Source organism: Streptomyces sp. NBC_01257, from assembly GCF_035917255.1.
Classification (GTDB): Bacteria; Actinomycetota; Actinomycetes; order Streptomycetales; family Streptomycetaceae; genus Streptomyces.
Window position 1 is genome coordinate 8,515,574 of sequence record NZ_CP108472.1, and the last position, 18,779, is coordinate 8,534,352.

14 protein-coding genes and 1 pseudogene are annotated in these 18,779 nt (G+C 71.8%); 7 read left to right on the forward strand and 8 right to left on the reverse strand.

Annotated features, from left to right (window positions below; genetic code table 11):
- Positions 1-5 precede the first annotated feature (5 nt).
- Positions 6-938 (reverse strand): acyl-CoA thioesterase, encoded by a 933-nt coding sequence (locus tag OG408_RS37115; protein WP_326673893.1) that lies wholly within the window; start codon positions 936-938, stop codon positions 6-8.
- Positions 939-1,133: 195 nt separating this feature from the next.
- Between OG408_RS37115 and OG408_RS37120 the strand changes: the two genes are divergently transcribed.
- Positions 1,134-1,889, forward strand: coding sequence for a 3-hydroxyacyl-CoA dehydrogenase (locus OG408_RS37120; RefSeq protein ID WP_326673895.1), 756 nt, complete (start codon positions 1,134-1,136; stop codon positions 1,887-1,889).
- A 59-nt stretch (positions 1,890-1,948) separates the two neighbouring features.
- Here OG408_RS37120 and OG408_RS37125 read toward each other — a convergent pair whose 3' ends face one another.
- On the reverse strand, positions 1,949-3,133 hold the full coding sequence (locus OG408_RS37125) for a CaiB/BaiF CoA transferase family protein (protein ID WP_285573451.1): 1,185 nt from the start codon (positions 3,131-3,133) through the stop codon (positions 1,949-1,951).
- A gap of 369 nt (positions 3,134-3,502) precedes the next feature.
- Here OG408_RS37125 and OG408_RS37130 point away from each other — a divergent pair, with 369 nt between their 5' ends.
- From OG408_RS37130 to OG408_RS37150, 6 genes and pseudogenes are all read left to right on the forward strand, one after another.
- Positions 3,503-4,114, forward strand: coding sequence for a TetR/AcrR family transcriptional regulator (locus tag OG408_RS37130; RefSeq protein WP_326673897.1), 612 nt, complete (start codon positions 3,503-3,505; stop codon positions 4,112-4,114).
- Between the two features lie 239 nt (positions 4,115-4,353).
- Positions 4,354-4,533, forward strand: a pseudogene (locus tag OG408_RS40235) (aldehyde dehydrogenase family protein); the annotation flags it as partial.
- A gap of 64 nt (positions 4,534-4,597) precedes the next feature.
- Complete coding sequence (locus OG408_RS37135; protein WP_442806100.1) at positions 4,598-5,803, forward strand: aldehyde dehydrogenase; 1,206 nt, start codon at positions 4,598-4,600, stop codon at positions 5,801-5,803.
- Between the two features lie 122 nt (positions 5,804-5,925).
- Entirely contained in the window at positions 5,926-6,564 is a 639-nt protein-coding gene (locus OG408_RS37140) for a TetR/AcrR family transcriptional regulator (protein ID WP_326673898.1), read from the forward strand.
- A 416-nt stretch (positions 6,565-6,980) separates the two neighbouring features.
- Positions 6,981-7,805: an FAD binding domain-containing protein gene (locus OG408_RS37145; protein ID WP_326673899.1), complete on the forward strand. Its 825-nt coding sequence runs from the start codon at positions 6,981-6,983 to the stop codon at positions 7,803-7,805.
- Positions 7,802-10,594, forward strand: a complete 2,793-nt coding sequence (locus OG408_RS37150; RefSeq protein ID WP_326673900.1) for a molybdopterin-dependent oxidoreductase — start codon at positions 7,802-7,804, stop codon at positions 10,592-10,594. The genes OG408_RS37145 and OG408_RS37150 overlap by 4 nt, the downstream gene beginning before the upstream one ends.
- Here OG408_RS37150 and OG408_RS37155 read toward each other — a convergent pair.
- The 6 genes from OG408_RS37155 to OG408_RS37180 form a co-directional block, all read right to left on the reverse strand.
- Complete coding sequence (locus OG408_RS37155) at positions 10,527-11,720, reverse strand: MFS transporter (RefSeq protein WP_326673901.1); 1,194 nt, start codon at positions 11,718-11,720, stop codon at positions 10,527-10,529. The two genes, OG408_RS37150 and OG408_RS37155, sit on opposite strands and share 68 nt — an antisense overlap.
- A 510-nt stretch (positions 11,721-12,230) precedes the next feature.
- Positions 12,231-13,307: a C40 family peptidase gene (locus OG408_RS37160; RefSeq protein ID WP_285573431.1), complete on the reverse strand. Its 1,077-nt coding sequence runs from the start codon at positions 13,305-13,307 to the stop codon at positions 12,231-12,233.
- A 275-nt stretch (positions 13,308-13,582) separates the two neighbouring features.
- On the reverse strand, positions 13,583-15,292 hold the full coding sequence (locus OG408_RS37165; protein ID WP_326673902.1) for an ABC transporter ATP-binding protein: 1,710 nt from the start codon (positions 15,290-15,292) through the stop codon (positions 13,583-13,585).
- Entirely contained in the window at positions 15,289-16,212 is a 924-nt protein-coding gene (locus tag OG408_RS37170) for an ABC transporter permease (protein WP_326673903.1), read from the reverse strand. The genes OG408_RS37165 and OG408_RS37170 overlap by 4 nt, the downstream gene beginning before the upstream one ends.
- On the reverse strand, positions 16,209-17,159 hold the full coding sequence (locus OG408_RS37175; protein WP_326673904.1) for an ABC transporter permease: 951 nt from the start codon (positions 17,157-17,159) through the stop codon (positions 16,209-16,211). The genes OG408_RS37170 and OG408_RS37175 overlap by 4 nt, the downstream gene beginning before the upstream one ends.
- Positions 17,156-18,772 (reverse strand): ABC transporter substrate-binding protein, encoded by a 1,617-nt coding sequence (locus OG408_RS37180; protein ID WP_326673906.1) that lies wholly within the window; start codon positions 18,770-18,772, stop codon positions 17,156-17,158. Before OG408_RS37180 ends, OG408_RS37175 begins: the two co-directional genes overlap by 4 nt.
- Between the last annotated feature and the right edge of the window lie 7 nt (positions 18,773-18,779).

Consider the following 18,779-nt stretch of genomic DNA (forward strand, 5'->3'; position numbering starts at 1 on the left):
CGGGGTCACCGCTGGGCCGGGCGGATCCGGATCAGCGCCTCCTGCTGCACGGTCGCCACCAAATCGCCCTCGGCGGACCAGATCTCGCCCCGCGACAGGACCCGTCCGTCGGAGATGGCCGTGCTGTGCTGTGCGTACAGCAGCCAGGCGTCGGCCCGGCACGGCCGGTGGAACCACATCGCGTGGTCGAGCGAGGCCAGCATCACCCCGGACGGCCGGGACCGGCGCGAGCCCAGCGGTTCCCACGGCAGTGCGGCGGTGGGGGAGAGGGTGAGGTCGGAGAGGTACGCGAGGGCGGCCGCGTGCAGCAGCGGATCGTCGGACATCGGGTGGGCCGCCCGCAGCCAGGTGCGCCTGCGGGCCAGCCCCGTCGACACGGCGGTGCGTTCCTGCTCGTCGGCGGGCACCGTGCGCAGGCTGACGACGCGCGGGATCACGGCCGCGGCATGGCTCTCCGGGTGCTCCTCGGCCCACAGCGCGTACGGGTCCTCGCACTCATCGGGTCCCGGCGCCCCGGGCATCCGCGCCTGCCGGCCGGGCGTGGTCTCGGGCCTCTTGAACGAAGCGGTCAGATGGAGTACTTCCGTACCCTGCCGGGCGTCGACCTGCCGCGCGGCGTACGAACTGCCGTCACGCAGGGCGCGTACCCGGTACGTCACCTCCCGCTCCGGGTTCACCGCGCGCAGGAAGTAGGCGTGCAGGGAGTGGAGTTGCCGGTCGGGTCCGACGTCCAGGCCGCCCGCGCGCAGGGCCTGGGCGAGGGTGACGCCGCCGAAGGCGCGGGGCGGACGGCCCGCGTGCGGACGGCCGCGCAACGCACCGTCCCCGGCGTCGGTCAGCTCCAGCACCTGTTCGAAGCCCAGCGGCGGGGGTGTCCGCGGGGATGTCTCCGCTCCGTGCTCCTCGGTGTCCGGGCGGTCGCTGTAAAGAGCGCTCATGCTGCTGAATGGTGCCAGGGTGAGGCGTCGCTCCACCTGTGACGGTGCTCACTCGGCGACGGGTGCCGTGGGGCGCGCGCGTGGACGTGGGGGTGGATCCCGAGGCTGGCTTAACGGGCGTTCGACTGAGAGGCTGAGGTCTCCGGCCCGGAGGAGGCTGCTCGGCCCTCCTCGCACGCGCACGAAAGGCATCCCATGCTGATCAACGGTTCGTCAGCCGTCGTCACTGGTGGCGCCTCCGGCCTCGGCCTCGCCACCGCGAAGCGGCTGCTCGCGGCCGGTGGCAAGGTCGTCCTGCTCGACCTGCCCGGCTCCGACGGCGAGGCCGTGGCCGAGGAGATCGGCGCCGCCTTCGTCCCCGGCGACGTCACCAGTGAGACGGACGCCGCCGCGGCCGTGGCGGCCGCGGCCGCCCTCGCCCCTCTGCGTATCGCGGTCAACTGCGCCGGGATCGGCGGTGCGCGCCGGACCGTGAACAAGGACGGCGCCTACCCGCTGGACCGGTTCGCCAGGATCGTCACGGTCAATCTGATCGGCACCTTCAACGTGCTGCGCCTGGCCGCCGAGGAGATCGCCAGGAACGAACCGGTCGACGGCAAGCGCGGCGTGATCATCAACACCGCCTCCGTCGCCGCGTACGAGGGACAGATCGGCCAGGCCGCCTACTCCGCCTCCAAGGGCGGCATCGTCGGCATGACCCTGCCCATCGCGCGCGACCTGGCGGCACTGAACATCCGCGTCATGACCATTGCCCCCGGCCTGTTCGACACCCCGCTGCTGGGCGGCGCCCCGCAGGAGGTCAAGGACGCCCTCGGCGCCCAGATCCCGCACCCCTCGCGCCTCGGCGAGCCCGCCGAGTACGCCTCCCTCGCCGAACACATCGTCAGCAACCCCATGCTCAACGGCGAGGTCATCCGCCTGGACGGCGCCATCCGCATGGCGCCGAAGTAGCCGGGACCCGAAGCGCCTCCCCCTTCCTCACCGGCCGTCGGCGACGCTCCTGTCCCGGGTCAGACCGCGCCGTCGGCGCGCAGCGCGGAGATGGCGGTCTCGTCGTAGCCGAGGCCGTGCAGTACCGAGTCGGTGTGCTCGCCGACCGCGGGCACCGGGTCCATGCGGGGGGTGAGGCCGCGCGGCGTGGCCGGGGGCAGCAGCGCCCTGACCGTGCCGCCCGGTGTGGCGACGTCCCGCCAGCGGTCGCGCCCGGCGAGGACGGGATGCTCCAGGAACGCGTCGACCGTACGGAGCCGGGCGTTGGCCACGTTCGCCTCGTCGAGGAGCCTCACCGCGTCCTCGGCCGCCAGCTCGGCGAAGCGCGCGGCGACGATCGCGTGCAGCTCGTCGCGGCGCGCCACCCGGGCGGAGTTGCGGAAGAAGCGCGGGTCGGTGGCGAGATCCGCGGCGCCGAGGAAGACCGCGCAGAACGACGCCCACTCGCGCTCGTTCTGGATCGCCAGCAGCACGGTCGGGCCGTCCTGCGTCTCGTACGGGCCGTACGGCGCGATCGTCGCGTGCTGCGCACCCGTGCGCGGGGGCTGGGTGCCGGAGTAGGCGGTGTAGTACATCGGGGAGCCCATCCACTCGGACAGCGCCTCGAAGAGCGACACCTCGACGGCGCGCGCACGGCCGGTGGCCCGGCGCTCGTACAGGGCGGCGAGGATGCCGGAGTACGCGTACATCCCGGCGGCGATGTCGGCGACGGAGATGCCGGCCTTGGCGGGCTCGGCCGGGGAGCCGGTCAGCGAGACCACGCCGGTCTCGCACTGGACGAGCAGGTCGTAGGCCTTGCGGTCCGCCCACGGCCCGTCGTTGCCGTACCCCGAGATGTCACAGACGACGAGGGACGGATGCCGGGCCGCCAGCTCGTCGGCGCCCAGACCGAGCCTGCGCGCGGCACCCGGAGCGAGGTTCTGGACGAAGACGTCCGCGTCGGCCAGCAGGCGGCCGAGTACCTCGCGGCCGCCCGGCGTCTTGATGTCGAGGGTCAGGGACTCCTTCGACCGGTTCAGCCAGATGAAGTGGCTCGACTGCCCGTGCACCGACTCGTCGTAGCCGCGGGCGAAATCGCCGGGCCCCGGCCGCTCCACCTTGATGACGCGCGCACCGAGGTCGGCGAGCTGGCGGGTGGCGAACGGCGCGGCGACGGCCTGTTCGAGGCTGACGACGGTGATGCCTTCCAGCGGCAGGGCGCTCATGACTGCTCCAGAGGTGCGGGGTCGGGGAACGGCCCGGGCGATCGCGGCACCGCGCGCGTCGTGCTTCTCCGCGCACCGTACCTGGCTGAACGATCGATCAACCAGAGGAGTGTGCGTGGCGCCGGAGACCACGGGCCGCCGTCGCGGCCCCGGCCGCCGGCGATGGATTCCGGGCGGGCGGGGCGGCCGGACTGAGCGATCGTTCCGGTTGATCTCCCTGTTCAGCGGCTCGGGGCGGCCGGCAAGCGCGGATTCATGGGGCGTCGCAGGCGGCGACGTTACGATGTGACCGCCCAGGCGACTGCTGTGACTGTCCGGTCCGTTCAGTCGCTTCCGCCGGGGAAGGGCGCAGCGAGAGATCGGAGCGGTGTGTCCAGCCGACCTGCCGGCCACACGGCCATCGTCGATGCCGCGCGCGCGGAGTTCTCCGAGCAGGGGTACGGGGCGACGTCGATCCGGGACATCGCGCAGCGCGCCGGAGTGAGCCTGTCGGCGCTGTACTACTACTACAAGGGCAAGCAGGATCTGCTCGTCGCGATCCTGGAGGAGGGTGTCGAGTCCTTCTCGGCCGAGTGCGACGCCGCGCTGGCCGAGGTGGGTGACGACCCGGCCGAGCAGCTCGAGGCGATCGTCTCGGCCACCGTGCGGTTCCGTGCCGGACACCCGGACAAGAGCAACATCGTCCTCAGCGAGGGGCGCAGCCTGGAGGCCGCCCATCTGCAGCGGTACCGGGAGAGCGAGGAGCGTGGGACGCGACGGTTCCGCGACATCATCGGGCGCGGTGTCGAAGAGGGCATCTTTCTCACGCTGTACCCCGACGACGCGCGGCGCGCCGTGATCGCCATGTGCAACGCGATCGCCCAGTGGTACCGGCCCGAAGGCGCGCTGACCGTGGACGAGTTGGCCGAGCGCTATGTCTCCCTGGCGCTGACCCTGGTGGAGTACCGGCCGCGCACCGCGCGCCGCTTCGCCCGCGACTGATCCGGGTCGCCGCGCGCTGCCTGTGAAGCCCCGGTCCCGGAAGGGCCGGGGCTTTCGTGTGTCCGGAACCGTGCCGCATCGGTGCGGTGCCGGCCGGATCCGCGGGGAAAGCAAAACCGTCAGAGGTGACTGTTTGGGGTAGTCATTAAACGATCAGCGTTGTATGTTTTCTGTGGTCGGTGCGGAAGCCGACCGGAGAAACGTCCCGGAAGCGGGGCCCGGAGGACGAAGGAGACCTCATGGCCGCGGAGATCACGGAACACCGCACGCTCTTCATCGGTGGGCACTGGACCGAGCCCTCCGGTGACGGCGTCATCGAGGTCGTCTCGCCGCACGACGGCCAGGTCGTCGGCCGCGTGCCGGCTGCCACCGCCAAGGACGTCGACGCGGCCGTGGCCGCGGCCCGCGAGGCGTTCGACCACGGTCCCTGGCCGCGGACGGCCCTCGCCGAGCGCATCGCGGTCGTCCGGCGGATCGCCACTGATGACGGCCCGCGCGCAGGAGTTCAACGAGATCATCTCCCGGCAGAACGGCTCGCCGGCCGGCAGCGGCATGGCCTCCCAGGTGATGGCGGCCGTGGGACACCTCTCGATCGCTGCCGCGGCGGCAGCGGAATACCCCTTCGAGGAGCGGCGCGACGGGATGCGCTGCCCGCTGGTGATCCGCAGGGAACGGGTCGGCGTCGTCGCGGCGATCGTGCCGTGGAACGTGCCGCAGTTCACCACCGCCACCAAGCTCGGCCCCGCCCTCGTCGCCGGCTGCACCGTCGTCCTCAAGCCGTCCCCCGAAACGCCCCTCGACGCCTACCTCCTGGCCGAGGTCTGTGTCGAAGCCGGGCTTCCGGAGGGCGTGCTCAGTGTGCTGCCCGCCGACCGTGAGGTCAGCGAACACCTCGCCTCCCATCCGGACATCGACAAGGTGGCCTTCACGGGTTCCGTCGGTGCGGGCAAGCGCGTCATGGAGGTCGCGGCCCGCAACCTCACCCGCGTCACCCTCGAACTGGGCGGCAAGTCGGCCGCGATCGTCCTGCCGGACGCCGACGCCGACACCGTCGTGAAGACCGTCCTGACCGGCAGCTACGTCAACAACGGGCAGGCCTGCGTCGCGCTCACCCGCATCCTGCTGCCCCGAGCCCGCTACGACGAGCTGAGCGCCCGCATCGTCGAGGCGGTGGCCGCGCTCAAGGTCGGCGACCCGCTGGACCCCGCCACCCGGATCGGCCCCCTGGTCTCCAAGCGCCAGCAGGCCCGCAACCTCGACTACATCCGCATCGGCAAGGAGGAGGGCGCCACGCTGCTCCTCGGCGGCGGCGTCCCCGAGGGGCTGGAAGCCGGAGCGTACGTGGAGCCGACCCTGTTCGGAGACGTCACCAACGACATGCGCATCGCCCGCGAGGAGATCTTCGGCCCCGTCGTGTGCCTGCTGCCGTACGAGGACGAGGAGGAGGCCGTACGGATCGCCGACGACTCCGACTTCGGTCTCTCCGGCGCCGTCGTGACCGCGGACGTCGAGCACGGCCTCGACATAGCCCGCCGCATCCGCACCGGCACGTACACCGTCAACGGCTTCGCCCTCGACCTCACCGCTCCCTTCGGCGGCTACAAGAACTCCGGCATCGGCCGCGAGTTCGGCGTCGCCGGTCTCTCGGCCTACCTGGAGCAGAAGACCATCGCGATGCCCGCGAGCTGAGCGGCCGGTCGGCCGAGGCCCTGTGCCCCGGTGACCGCCCCGCCCCGGGACGGCCGCGATATCCGCTGCCACGTCGGGCCGGCTCCCGCGGCCCGGGTGGCCCCACGACGTAGGATCACCGCATGTCCGAGCCCAGCAGCCCGCCCCGCCGCCGACGCGTGCAGCAAAGGGCTCTGGACACCCGCGAGCTGCTGCTGCGCACCGCGGTTCAGGTGCTGGTCGACCAGGGGTACGCGCAGTTCTCCACGCTCGCGGTCGGCGAGGCGGCCGGGGTCTCCCGGGGCCGCCTCGTCCATCACTTCCCGACGAGACTGTCGCTGATCGAGGCCACCCTCGACTACCTCGCCGACCGCTACGAGGCCAGAACCCCGAGGCACCGCGAGATCATCACGGACGGGCCGCCGGGGGGCCGGCTGGTGCGCGCGCTCGACGTCCTGTGGGAACTGAAGCGCACCCCCGAGTACCAGGCGTGTCTCGAACTGATGGCGGGAGCCCGGGGCGACGCCGAACTCCGGGCGATGCTGCGGGCGTTCGACCGGCGACTGGACGAGACGCTCAACGACGCCGTACGGCTCCTGGTCGGCGACGTCGTCGACCGGCCCGAGTTCGCTGCGAGCCTGCTCACCGCCATCAGTGCGATGCGCGGGCTCCTGGTCGTGGCACGGGCCGAGGGTGCGGAGCCGGAAGAGCTGAACGCACGCTGGCGGGGCGTGCGGGACCGGCTGGTCCTGGTGTTCCGGGAGTTCGACCCGGCCCACTGAGCCGGCGGGCAAGCCGTGCGCGCCCCCGAGCGGTTGTGGCCGAGGGGCGTTTCCAAGGAGGCTGAGGCCATCCCCGCTGACGCCGGCAGACCGCTCAGTCAATGCCCCGGCCGAGCAGGTGCTCATCACCCCGGACGAGGGTGAGATCGAGCCCCTCGATCCGCAGGAGATCTCCCGCCGCGCACGCGTCGGCTCCTTGTACGGCCAACGAACCCGTTTCCCTTCCTCTTGCATTCGCAAGGGTTTGGCGCGTCGAGTAGTCGTAAATGCAAGGCGTCCGATACGGAATCCCTCTTGGTTGAATCACCAGGACGCGGCCGGACGGGCTGAAGGTTTTCCGTGTTGCGCACCAGTCGTTTTCGGCCTCCCGGGCGGCTTCACTGACGGGACGGCAGCGGATGGAGACGGTGGGAGACATGGATCTGAACACGGTTCTCGACGTGCGGGACGCGCGGCGCCAGGAGCCCTGGCGGGCGGGCGACGCCTGGCTCGGCGGCGGAACGTACCTGTTCTCGGAACCCCAGCCGCATCTGCGACGGCTGGTGGATCTGAGCCGGATGGGCTGGGAGCCGATCCGTACCCGGCCCGACGGCTCGGTGGAGATCGCGGCCACGTGCACGATCGCGCAGCTGTCCCGGTTCGGGCGGTCCCTCGGCACGGCGGCCGCCCCGCTCGTCGAGCAGTGCTGCCGGGCGTTCCTCGCCTCGTTCAAGATCTGGAACATGGCGACGGTCGGCGGGAACCTCTGCAACGCGTTGCCTGCCGGCCCGATGATCTCCCTCACCGCGGGCCTCGACGGCGAGTGCCTGCTCCGGGCGCAGGACGGTTCCGTGCGCCGTGTGAAGGCCGCGGACTTCGTCACCGGTGCGGGCCGCAAGGACCTGGCCGAGGGGGAGTTGCTGCGCTCGGTGACGATCCCCGCGCGGTCGTGGAGGTGCCGGACCGCCTTCCGGCAGGCGTCGCTCTACGGCCTCGGACGCTCCGGCGCCCTCGTGACAGGGACGCTGGATCCGGTGGACGGCTCGCTGGCCGTGACCCTCACGGCCGCCACCCGACGGCCCTTCCGCCTCTGGTTCGCGCTGCCGCCCGACCGGGCCGGACTGCACGCGACCATCACCTCGGCCGTGGGCGAGTCCGACTGGGTCGACGACATCCACGGGCTGCCCGCATGGCGCCGGCACATGGCCTTCCACCTCGCCGAGCAGGTACGGCGCGATCTCACCCGGGACGGTGTGCGATGAGTTTCGGCATCCAGGTCAACGATCAGCCCTTCGACTCCGAGCCCCGTCCCGGCCAGTGCCTGCGCACCTATCTGCGCGAACGCGGCTGGTTCGGGGTCAAGAAGGGCTGCGACGCCGGCGACTGCGGCGCCTGCACGGTGTATGTGGACGGCGAGCCGGTGCACAGCTGTCTCTACCCGGCCGTTCGTGCCGAGGGCCGGTCGGTGACCACGGTGGAGGGGCTGGCCGCCCGGGACGGCGAACTCCACCCCGTACAGCAGAAGTTCCTGGACGCCCAGGGCTTCCAGTGCGGATTCTGCACGGCCGGGTTCCTGATGACGACGGCCGCCCTCGAACAGGAGAAGGGCACCGCCCACGACGACGGCAAGCTGGACGACCTGCCGCGGGCCTTCAAGGGCAACATCTGCCGCTGCACCGGATACCGCGCCATCGAGGACGCGGTACGCGGGGTGAAGCACACCGAACGCCCTTGCGCAGGACAGGCGGTGGGAAAGAGCCTCGGCGCCCCGGCCGGCCCCCAGGTGGTGACGGGCACCGCCCGGTACACCTTCGACATCGACGTACCCGGGCTGCTCCACATGAAGCTGCTGCGCTCCCCGCACCCGCACGCCCGCATCCTCGCCATCGACACCACCGCGGCCCTGCGGGTCCCCGGCGTCCACGCCGTCCTCACCCACGAGGACGCCCCCGCCACCCTGTACTCCAGCGCCCGCCACGAGCACCCCACCGAGGACCCCGACGACACCCGCGTCCTCGACGACACCGTCCGTTACGTCGGCCAGCGCGTCGCCGCCGTCGTCGCCGACAGCGAGCAGGCGGCCGAGGAGGGCTGCCGGCGGATCGACGTGACGTACGAGCAACTGCCGTACGTCACCGATCCCGAGGAGGCCATGCGTACCGGTGCGCCCGTCATCCACGCGGGCAAGGGGAAGGAGGCGCGGATCGCCCGCGTCGAGAACAACGTGGCCGGTGAGGTCCACGGCGAGATCGGCTGTGTGGACGACGGCTTCGCCGAGGCGGCAGTCGTTTACGAGGAGACCTTCCGCACCCAGCGGGTCCAGCACGCCAGCCTGGAGACGCACGGCTGCGTCGCCTCCTTCGAGCCGAAGGAGGACGGCACGGGCGAGCGGCTCACCGTCCGATCCAGCACCCAGACCCCGTTCCTGACCCGGCGCGCCCTGTGCGCGCTGTACGGGCTCCCGGAGGACGAGGTCCGGGTGGTCGCGGGCCGGGTGGGCGGCGGCTTCGGCGGCAAGCAGGAGATGCTGACCGAGGACATCGTCGTCCTCGCCGCGCTCAGGCTGCACCGCCCCGTCAAGCTGGAGTACACCCGCGCCGAGCAGTTCTACGGTGCCACCACCCGCCACCCGTTCACCATCCGCATCAAGCTGGGCGCCCGCGCCGACGGCACGCTGACCGCGATCCGGATGCGGGTGGTCTCCAACACCGGGGCGTACGGCAATCACGGTCCCGCCGTCATGTTCCACAGCGTCGGCGAGTCCTTCGCCGTCTACCGGGCCCCGCACAAGAAGGTGGACGCCTACTCCGTCTACACCAACGGCGTTCCCGCGGGCGCCTTCCGGGGCTACGGACTGGGGCAGGTCACCTTCGCCGTCGAGTCCGCCATGGACGAGATGGCCCGTCGCCTGGGCATGGACCCGCTCGCCTTCCGGGAGAAGAACATCATCGGCCCCGGCGACTCCATGGCCAGTCCGATCGGTGAGGAGGAGGACCTGCACATCGCCTCGTACGGGCTGGCCCAGTGCCTGTCGATCGTCCGCGACGCCATCGCGGAGGACCGGAGCACGGAGGAGGTGCCGGAGGGATGGCTGACCGGCCAGGGCGCGGCCATGGCGATGATCGCCACCGGTCCGCCGGGCGGGCACTACGCCGACGCGACCGTCACTCTCCTCACCGACGGGACGTACGACATCGCCGTCGGCACGGCGGAGTTCGGCAACGGCACCACCACCGTCCACAAGCAGATCACCGCGGGGGCGCTGAACACCACCGTCGACCGGACGGTCATCCGCCAGTCCGACACGGACGTCGTCCGCCACGACACCGGCGCCTTCGGCTCGGCCGGTACGGTCGTGGCCGGCAAGGCGGTCCTGCTCGCCGCGGAGTCCCTGGCCGGGCGGATCACCACGTTCGCGGCCCGGCACACGGGAGTGGCCCGTCATCTGTGCACGCTCGGGGCCGACGCGGTGGACTGCGCCGGCCGGACCGTCACCCTGAAGGAACTCCACGAGGCGGCCTGCGCTGCGGGGGCGCAGGACGAGCTCACGGCGGAGGGCCACTGGGGCGGCAGCCCGCGCTCGGTCGCGTTCAACGCCCAGTGGTTCCGGATCGCGGTCGACCCGGACACGGGCGAGATGAAGATCCTCCGCAGTGTCCACGCCGCCGACGCCGGCAAGGTGATGAACCCGCTCCAGTGCCGCGGGCAGATCGAGGGCGGCGTCGCCCAGGCCCTGGGTGCCACGCTCTTCGAGACCGTACGGCTCGACGAGCGCGGCGAGGTGACCACGGCGGCCTTCCGGCGCTACCGCCTCCCGCAGTACGCGGACGTGCCGCGCACCGAGGTCCACTTCATGGAGACGACCGACGCGATCGGGCCGCTCGGCGCCAAGTCGATGAGCGAGAGCCCCTTCAACCCGGTGGCACCCGCCTTCGCCAACGCGCTGTACGACGCCACGGGCATCCGCTTCACCGAGATGCCCGTCACCCGGGACCGGGTGTGGCTGGCCATGCATCAGCGGGCGGCGGGGCCGGCCGACCGGCCCGCATGAGGGCGTGGCGGCCGGACCGGACCAGGACCGCCGTCGCGGTCAGGGCGATGAGGGGGACGGCGAAGCCCGCCCTGGCACCGCCGGGACCGTCGACGAGGCGGCCGGCCACGGCGGCGGACGCGGCGATGCCCGCGGCGCTTGCGGAGTTCGTCCAGGTGAAGGCCTGGGTCAGGACCGACCGGTCCACGACCGACTCGACGAGCGTCGAGGAGACGATGATGCACGGCGCGACGCACGCACCGGGGAGCAGCAGGGTGAGGGCGAGCTGCCAGGGGGCGCCCGCCAGCAGCGGCAGCATCGACGCGGCGGCCAGGAGCGTCAGGATCAGGGGGAGCTGGGCCGCGGGTGGTGTGCGCCGGCGGAACCGCCCGTAGACCAGGCCCGACAGCAGACTCGCCGCGCTCATCAGTCCGTACAGCACCCCGGCGGCCGCGGCGGCGTGATGGACCTCGGCGAAGGCGCTCACCGAGACCTGCATGGAGCCGAAGAAGACCCCCAGGGCCAGGTTGACCGCCAGGAGCGTGCCGAAGCTCCGGGTGAGAAGGGCGCCTCTCGTGCCTCGTGCCGTGGACGTACGGTTCCGGGCCGCCGCCGTCGGCGCAGGAGCCGTCCCCCGCAGCGCCGCGAAGACAAGTCCGGCACCGACGACGAGCGTTCCCGCCAGCACCGTGCCCGCGGCCGGGTGCAGGTACGTCGCCGTCAGCACCGCGAGGGCGGGGCCCAGAAGGAAGGCGGCGTCATTGCTGAGCGCTTCCAGTGCGAAGGCCGGGGTGAGTTCGGGGCGGCCGTGCAGCAGGGCCGACCAGCGGGCGGCGGAGAGCGCACCGAACGGCGGGACGGTCGCTCCGGCGGCGAGGGCGGCCGCCATCAGCGACACCGTGGGCGCGGCCGTCAGCACCAGCGCGACCAGGGCGGCCAGTGCCCCGGCGTGGGCGCACAGGAGGGGGACGAGGACGCGTGGCTGGCCGAACCGGTCCATGAGACGGGCCGACTGCGGACCCGCCAGGGTCTCGGCCACGGCGAACGAGCCGGTGACCAGGCCGGCCACGGCGAAGGATCCCGTCGCGGCATGGACCAGCCGGACGAGACCGAGGCCGGCCATGGCGACCCCGACCCGGGCCGGCATCGCGGCCAGGAAGAACGCCGTCGCGCCGGGTGTCCGGAGAGCCGAACGGTAGGAGACGGTTTCCGCGCGGACCGGGGCGCAGGGGCGGGACCTGTGTGCCCTGCGGCGGAGAACGGGTGCGGGACGACGAGTGCGGTGCCGCGAGGTCACGGCGAACCTTCCGCTGCGCGGTGGGGCGGTCCGGGAGGCCGGGCCCGTCGAGGGCGCCGCGCTCCCGCCGCCTGGAGTCGTCCATGGTGACGCGACCGGGGCGGAACCGAGGTCCGCACCCGTGTCCGCGTCGGCTCCGGCGCCGGCAGAAACGTTGAGTGTCGAGTGGGAAAGCAGGTGGTTCGGGACCGGGAAGCGGGCCGGTCCCGAGCAACACCCTAGCTGCGTCGGCCGGTGGACAGAAGATGGCGGGTGGAGAGGTGCCGTCCGGAAGCCCGCCGCCCCGCCGGCGACCTGTGGTCTCCGACGGGGCGGGCCGTCATCGCGGGGCGCGGGAACCCGCGGCCCGTCCGGGCGTGGTCAGATGCGGACCGCGGCCAGGAAGCTGCCGATGGTGTTCATCGACTCGTAGCGCACGTAGGCGCCCGGATACGGCGCGTGCAGCACGGTGTTGCCGCCCGCGTAGAGGCCCACGTGTGAATTGCCGTTGAAGAAGACCAGGTCGCCCGGCTTCAGCTGGCTGCGCGCGATCCGGGTGCCCTGGTTGATCTGGGTGTACGTGGTGCGGGTGATCTGGACCCCGGCCTGGGCGTAGGCCCACTGCGTCAGGCCCGAGCAGTCGAACGAGTTGGGACCGGTCGCCCGGGGGACGTACGGCTTGCCGATCCGGGTCTGGGCGGCATGGAGGGCGGCCGCGCCGAGTGCGGAGGCGGGGACCTCCTTGCCCAGGTCGGGAGTCGAGGCACTGGATCCGCCGGATCCGCCGGACCCGCTCGCGAGCCCGGCGCGGTCACCGGCGGCGCGGCTGGCGCGGAGGTCGTCCTCGCGCATCTGCGCCTGCTCGGCGGCGGTGAGGGTGTTGAGCACCTTGCGCGCCTCGGCGAGCTTGCTCTGTTCCTGCTTCTTCTTCTCGCCGAGCGTCTTGCGGACCTTCGCGAGGTCGCTCAGCTTGTCCTGCGCCTCCTTGCGCTCCTGCGCGAGGGACCGCTGCTTCTCCTGGATCTTCGACAGCGACTCGGCCTGCTTGGCGGTCAACTGGTCGAGTGCGGAGGCCTGGTCGAGGAAGCTGTCCGGGTCCGACGCGAGGAAGAGCTGCACGGAGGGGTCGATGCCTCCGGAGCGGTACTGCGCGGCGGCGAGGGAACCGAGGCCGGCGCGGAGCGAGTTGAGATCCTGCTGACCGCGGGCGACCTTGTCCTGGATCGCGTCGATCTGCTTCTGGAGCTTGTCCTGCTTCTCCTTGGCCCCGCTGTACTGCTCGGTGGCCTTCTCCGCCTCGTGGTAGAGCTTGTCGACCTTCGCCTTGACCTCGCTCTTGGTCGGCTTGGGGTCGGCGTGTGCGGCCTGGGAGGTCAGGGCCACGGCTGCGGCGGCGGTCGCGGTGAGCACGGTCACGCGGGTGCGGCTCGGCGGTTTGGGACGACGGTGGGACGCCACGAAGGCGAGCTCCTTCTTCCTCGAGCCGCCTACCGGGCTATGGGGGGAGGAGAATCCCCGGCTCCGTAGACAGCACGGAATCGGCGGTTCCTTCGCCGTCACCCCGGATGGGTGATCAATAGCGCGAAGGTTCGAGGCTCGACCCTAGTGACCATCCTGTGATCTTTCAAACCCTCACAGCAAAATTCTCCTCACGTGAGGGTCGTCATTTCTTCACATCGTACGCGCAGTAGCAACTGCCTGACGGTCCGTTCCGTGCGAACGGGGTACCGGCATCACAGCACCGCTGCCTTCCGGGTGCCCGGGATGGCGGCGAGCAGTTCCTCGGTGTACGGATCGGACGGCGCGGCGAAGATGTCGTCCGTCGTGCCCGTCTCGACCAGGCGCCCGTGCCGCATCACACCCACCCGGTCGGCGATCTGGCGTACGACGGCCAGGTCGTGGGAGATGAACAGGTAGCTCAGACCCAGGTCGGTCTGGAGGTCCACCAGCAGCTCCAGGATCTGCGCCTGCGCGGAGACGTCCAGCGCGGACACCGGCTCGTCGCAGACGACGAGGTCGGGCTCCAGTGCCAGCGCCCGGGCGATCGCCACCCGTTGGCGCTGGCCGCCGGACAGTTCGGTGGGCCTGCGCCGCAGCACGGAGCCGGGCAGCGACACCCGCTCCAGCAACTCGCCCGCGCGCCGCACCCGTTCCCCGCGGGTCCCCACACCGAACGCCCGCAGCGGCTCGGTGATCACGTCCGCGACGGACTGCCGGGGGTCCAGGGAGGCGTACGGACTCTGGTACACGATCTGCATCCGCTGCCGCAGGCGCCGCAGCGCGCCGCCCCGCAGACGTGTGATGTCCTGCCCGTCGAAGACGACCCGGCCGCCCGAGGAGTCGGCCAGCCGCACCACCATGCGCGCGGTCGTCGACTTGCCGGAGCCCGACTCGCCCACGAGCGCGAACGTCTCACCGCGGCGGATGGTGAAACCGACGTGGTCGACCGCCCGGAGCGTGCGTGCGCCGCCCGTCCGGCGGGGGAGCGGGAAGTCCTTCACCAGGTCCTGGACGACGACGAGGTCCTGGACGGCGGCTGGTTCCTGGACCGTGACGGGTTTCCGGGTCCCGACGGGATCCTTGGAGCCGGACGTCCCGGCAGCAGCAGCCGGCCCGGCCGTGCGCCGGCGGTCCACGACCAGGCGGCTGCCCGCGAGGCTCGGGGCTGCCGCCAGCAACTGCCGGGTGTAGGCGTGCTGCGGGTCGCCCAGCACCTGCTCGGTGGCTCCCGCCTCGACGACCGAACCGCGGGCCATGACCACGATCCGCTGCGCCCGGTCCGCCGCGACCCCGAGGTCGTGGGTGATCAGCAGGACGGCGGTGCCCGACTCCCGGGTCAGCGTCTCGATGTGGTCCAGGATCTGCCGCTGCACCGTGACGTCCAGGGCGCTCGTCGGCTCGTCGGCGATCACCAGCCGGGGTCTGGCGGCCACCGCGACGGCGATCAGCACCCGTTGGCGCATCCCGCCCGACAGCTCGTGCGGATACTGCCGGGCCCGCACCCCGGGGTCGGGCAGACCGGCCTGGCCCAGGATCTCCACGGACCGGGCCGCCGCCGACTCCCGGTCGGCGAGACCGTGGATCCGCAGCACCTCGGCGACCTGCGGACCGATGCGCTGCACCGGGTTGAGGGAGACCATCGGATCCTGCGGGATCAGCCCGATGTCCCGGCCGCGCAGGGCCCGGAGCTCCTTGTCCTTCACCCGGGCCAGATCGGTCCCGTCGAAGAGGATCTGCCCGGCCTCCAGCGCGCCGCCCGCCGGGAGCAGCCCGATCAGCGCGTGCGCGGTCGTGCTCTTGCCGGAGCCCGACTCGCCCACGACGGCGACGACTTCGCCGGGCCGTACGGTCAGGCCGACCCCTTGCACGGCCGGTACGACGCCTCCCCGGGTGCGGTAGGAGACCTGCAACCCGCGGACGTCGAGGAGTGGTTCGTCGCTCATGGTGTCTTCCTGTCTTCGCCGTCGAGCGCGCGCGAGATCCGGTTGGCGGCCAGCACCGTGGCCGCGATGGTCAGTCCGGGCAGGGCGGTCAGCCACCACGCCGTGGCCAGGTAGTCCCGGCCGCCCGAGACCAGTGCCCCCCATTCGGGGGCCGGTGGCGTCGCCCCGTACCCCAGGAAGCTGAGCGACGACACCTGGAGGACGACGGCGCCGAAGTCGACGGCGGCGTACACCAGGACCGGGCCCGAGGCGTTCGGCAGCACGCGGCGCACCAGCACCGAGTACCAGCGCGCCCCGGAGGCCCGCGCCGCCTCCACGTACACCGCGCCGCGCACCCGCAGCACCTCGGAGCGCATGATGCGGGCGAAACCGGCCACGCTGGTGATGCCCACGGCGATCGCGACGTTGACCGTGCCGAACCCCAGGGCCGTCACCACGGCCATGGACAGCAGCAGGTTCGGGATGGACAGCAGGACGTCCGCGCCGCGCATCAGGACGGCGTCGACCCAGCCGCCGAGATAGCCGGCGAGCAGCCCGGTCAGCGATCCGCCCACGAGGCCCACCGCGACCGCCAGGACCGTCGCCCGCAGCGACAGCGACGATCCGTGCACCACCCGCGAGAACAGATCGCGGCCCAGCTGGTCGGTGCCGAAGAGGTGGCCGGCGCCGGGGCCCTGGAGCTTGTCGCGGGGGACCCCGGCCAGGGGGTCCTGCGAGGTGAACACGCCGGGGAAGAACGCCGATACGAGCACCAGCGCCAGCAGGACGAGCGACAGGACGAGCCCGGGGCGGCGCAGCAGGAACCGGGCCGAGCGCCGGACCCGTTGCCCGGCACCCTCCCGGACGGACGGTCCGGGGTCCGGGGCGTGCGGCTGCCGGGCCGGCCCGGTCAGTGTCCCGGGAGTGAGGAGTCCGGTCATCGTGCCACCGCCGCGGATGTGGTGATCCGGGGATCGAGCAAGGGGTAGACGAGATCGACCGCCAGGTTCGCCAGGACGAACACGAGCGCGCCGAACACGACCAGCCCCTGGACCACCGGAATGTCCTGGGAGGCCACCGCCGTGGCGGTGATGCGTCCCACGCCGGTCCGGGAGAACACCGTCTCCACGACCACCGACCCCGCCAGCAGGTTGCCGACGAGCATCCCGACCACGGTCAGGGGAGGGATGGAGGCGTTGCGGGTGGCGTGCCGGAAGTGCACGCGTCCCCGGCTCGCGCCCTTGGCCAGCGCGGTCTCCACGTACGGTTCGGACAGGGTGGTCCGCAGGCTCTTGGCGAAGACCTGCGCGAGCACCGCACCGGTGGGCAGGGCCAGGGTGATCATCGGGAGGACCAGGCTGTCGAACCCCTCGTTGCCGACGGCGGGCAGCAGCCCCCAGCGGAACGAGACGATCTGCACCAGCACGAGACCGACCAGGAACGTCGGCGCCGACACCCCGAGCGCCGGCAGCGACAGCAGCACCTGCCGCAGCCAGCGCCACTGGGTGTACGTGCCGAGCAGGGCGGTGGCCCCGCCCAGCACCAGTGCCAGGAGCAGCGCACCGGACGTCAGCCGGAGAGTGTCCGGCAGCGCCGTGCCGATCATGTGGCCGACCTTCTCGCCGCTCTGCACCGAGATCCCGAAGTCGCCCTGCAGGGCGTGCCGGAGCTGGGAGACGTACTGTTCGAGGACCGGTTTGTCGAGCCCGTACGTCTTCCTGAGTTCGGCGAGCTGCTCCGGGCTGATGTCGTTCGTGTCGCCGCCGCCCGCCGCCATGATGGAGACCGGGTCGCCCGGCAGCAGGTACAGCACTCCGAAGGACAGGGTGAACGCTGCCCAGAGGACGAGGACCGCCTGGAGGAGGCGTCCCGTCAGATAGCGCGTCATGACAGCCACGTCTCGTGGAACTGCAGCCGCGACGAGGCCTCGAAGTCCAGGTCGTGGACCTTCCCGGACAGGCCGAGCACGGTGGTGAGTTCGAAGACGGGGATCTGGTAGGCCTTGTCCAGCACGAGCTTCTGGGCCCGGGCCACGTGCGCCGCGCGCGCCGCCGGATCGCTCTCCGACGCCTGCTCGTCCAGCACGCCGTCCAGCTCGCGGTCGGCGAGGTGCCCGAAGTTGAGCAGCTTGCCGGAGAAGCCGGTGCGCAGGATGTCGGGGTCCACCCGTGTCGTGTTGCCCCAGGAGAAGTCGTAGTCGCCCTTCTGCCGGAGCGCGATGAAGTCGCCGATCGTGGCGGACTGCAGGGTGATGCGGATGCCGGACTTCTTCAGCTGCTGCTGGATCAGCTCCAGGGCGGTCTGGTTCGGCCCGAAGTTGGCGCCCCAGATGACCTTGAGCGAGAGCTTCCTGCCGTCCTTGGTGCGGATGCCGTCGGAGCCGGTCCGCCAGCCCGCCGCGTCGAGGAGCTTCTCGGCGCCCGCCACATCGTGGCCGAGCTGTGCGCTCAGGTCCTTGTAACCGCTGGTGGTGCTCGCCAGGGAGCTGGTGGCCGGTTCGTAGCTGCCGCTCAGTACCGTGTCGACGATCTCCTGGCGGTCGATGATCTTCTGGATCGCCCGGCGGACCCTGAGGTCCTTGGTGATCGGCCGTGCCACGTTCGCCGTGAGTGCGAACGGCAGTCCGGGGTTGGCCCGGCTCTGCAGCGAGAAGCCGGCGCTCTTCAGGCCCGGCTCGTCCTGCGGCGCCACACCGCCGATGGCGTCGACCTGGCCGGACTGGAGGCTGCCGGTGCGTACCCCGGACTCGGGTATGACCTTGAAGGTCAGCTTGTCCAGGTAGGCAGGGCCCTTGCGGCTCCACAGGGAGGAGCCCCAGGTGTAGCCCGCGCGCCGGCGCTCCTCGACGGACTTGTTCGGCGTGTAGTCGACGAGGGTGAAGGGGCCGGAGCCGACCAGGTTGTCCGTGCACCGCTTCTCGGCCGGCAGCTTCACCGTGGACGCGGCGAGCAGCCCGAGGGTGAACGTCGATGTCGCCTGGAGGAACTGGGCGTTGGGGGCGGCGAAGGCCACCTCGGCGGTGTGCTCGTCGACCACGGTGGTGCCCTTGTACCCCGCCAGGTACCCGCTGCCGAGGACTGCCTTCGCGCCCAGCTTCACGATCCCGTCGAAGTTGTCCTTGACCGCCCGCGCGTTCACCGGGGTGCCGTCGCTGAAGGTGGCTCCCTCGCGGAGGGTGAAGGTGAACGTCGTCGCGTCCTTGCTCACCTTCCAGGACTTCGCCAGCCAGGGCACGATCCTGCCCGTCCGGGGGTCCTGGTCGGTCAGCGAGTCGACGAGCTGACGGGCGGGGTAGAGGGCGTCGTTGTTGCCCGCCTGCTGCGGGTCGATGCAGATGGGGTCGGAGGCCAGGGCGAAGGTCAGGTGCCCGCCGGAGTGCGGGGTCGAGCCGCCAGGGCTGTCCGCGCTGGACGAGGAGCACGCACCGGCCGCGAGGGACAGGACGGTGACGGCGGTGAGGGAGGTCAGGACACGGCGAGGCCGGCGGCGTGGGTCGGACATCAGCGGT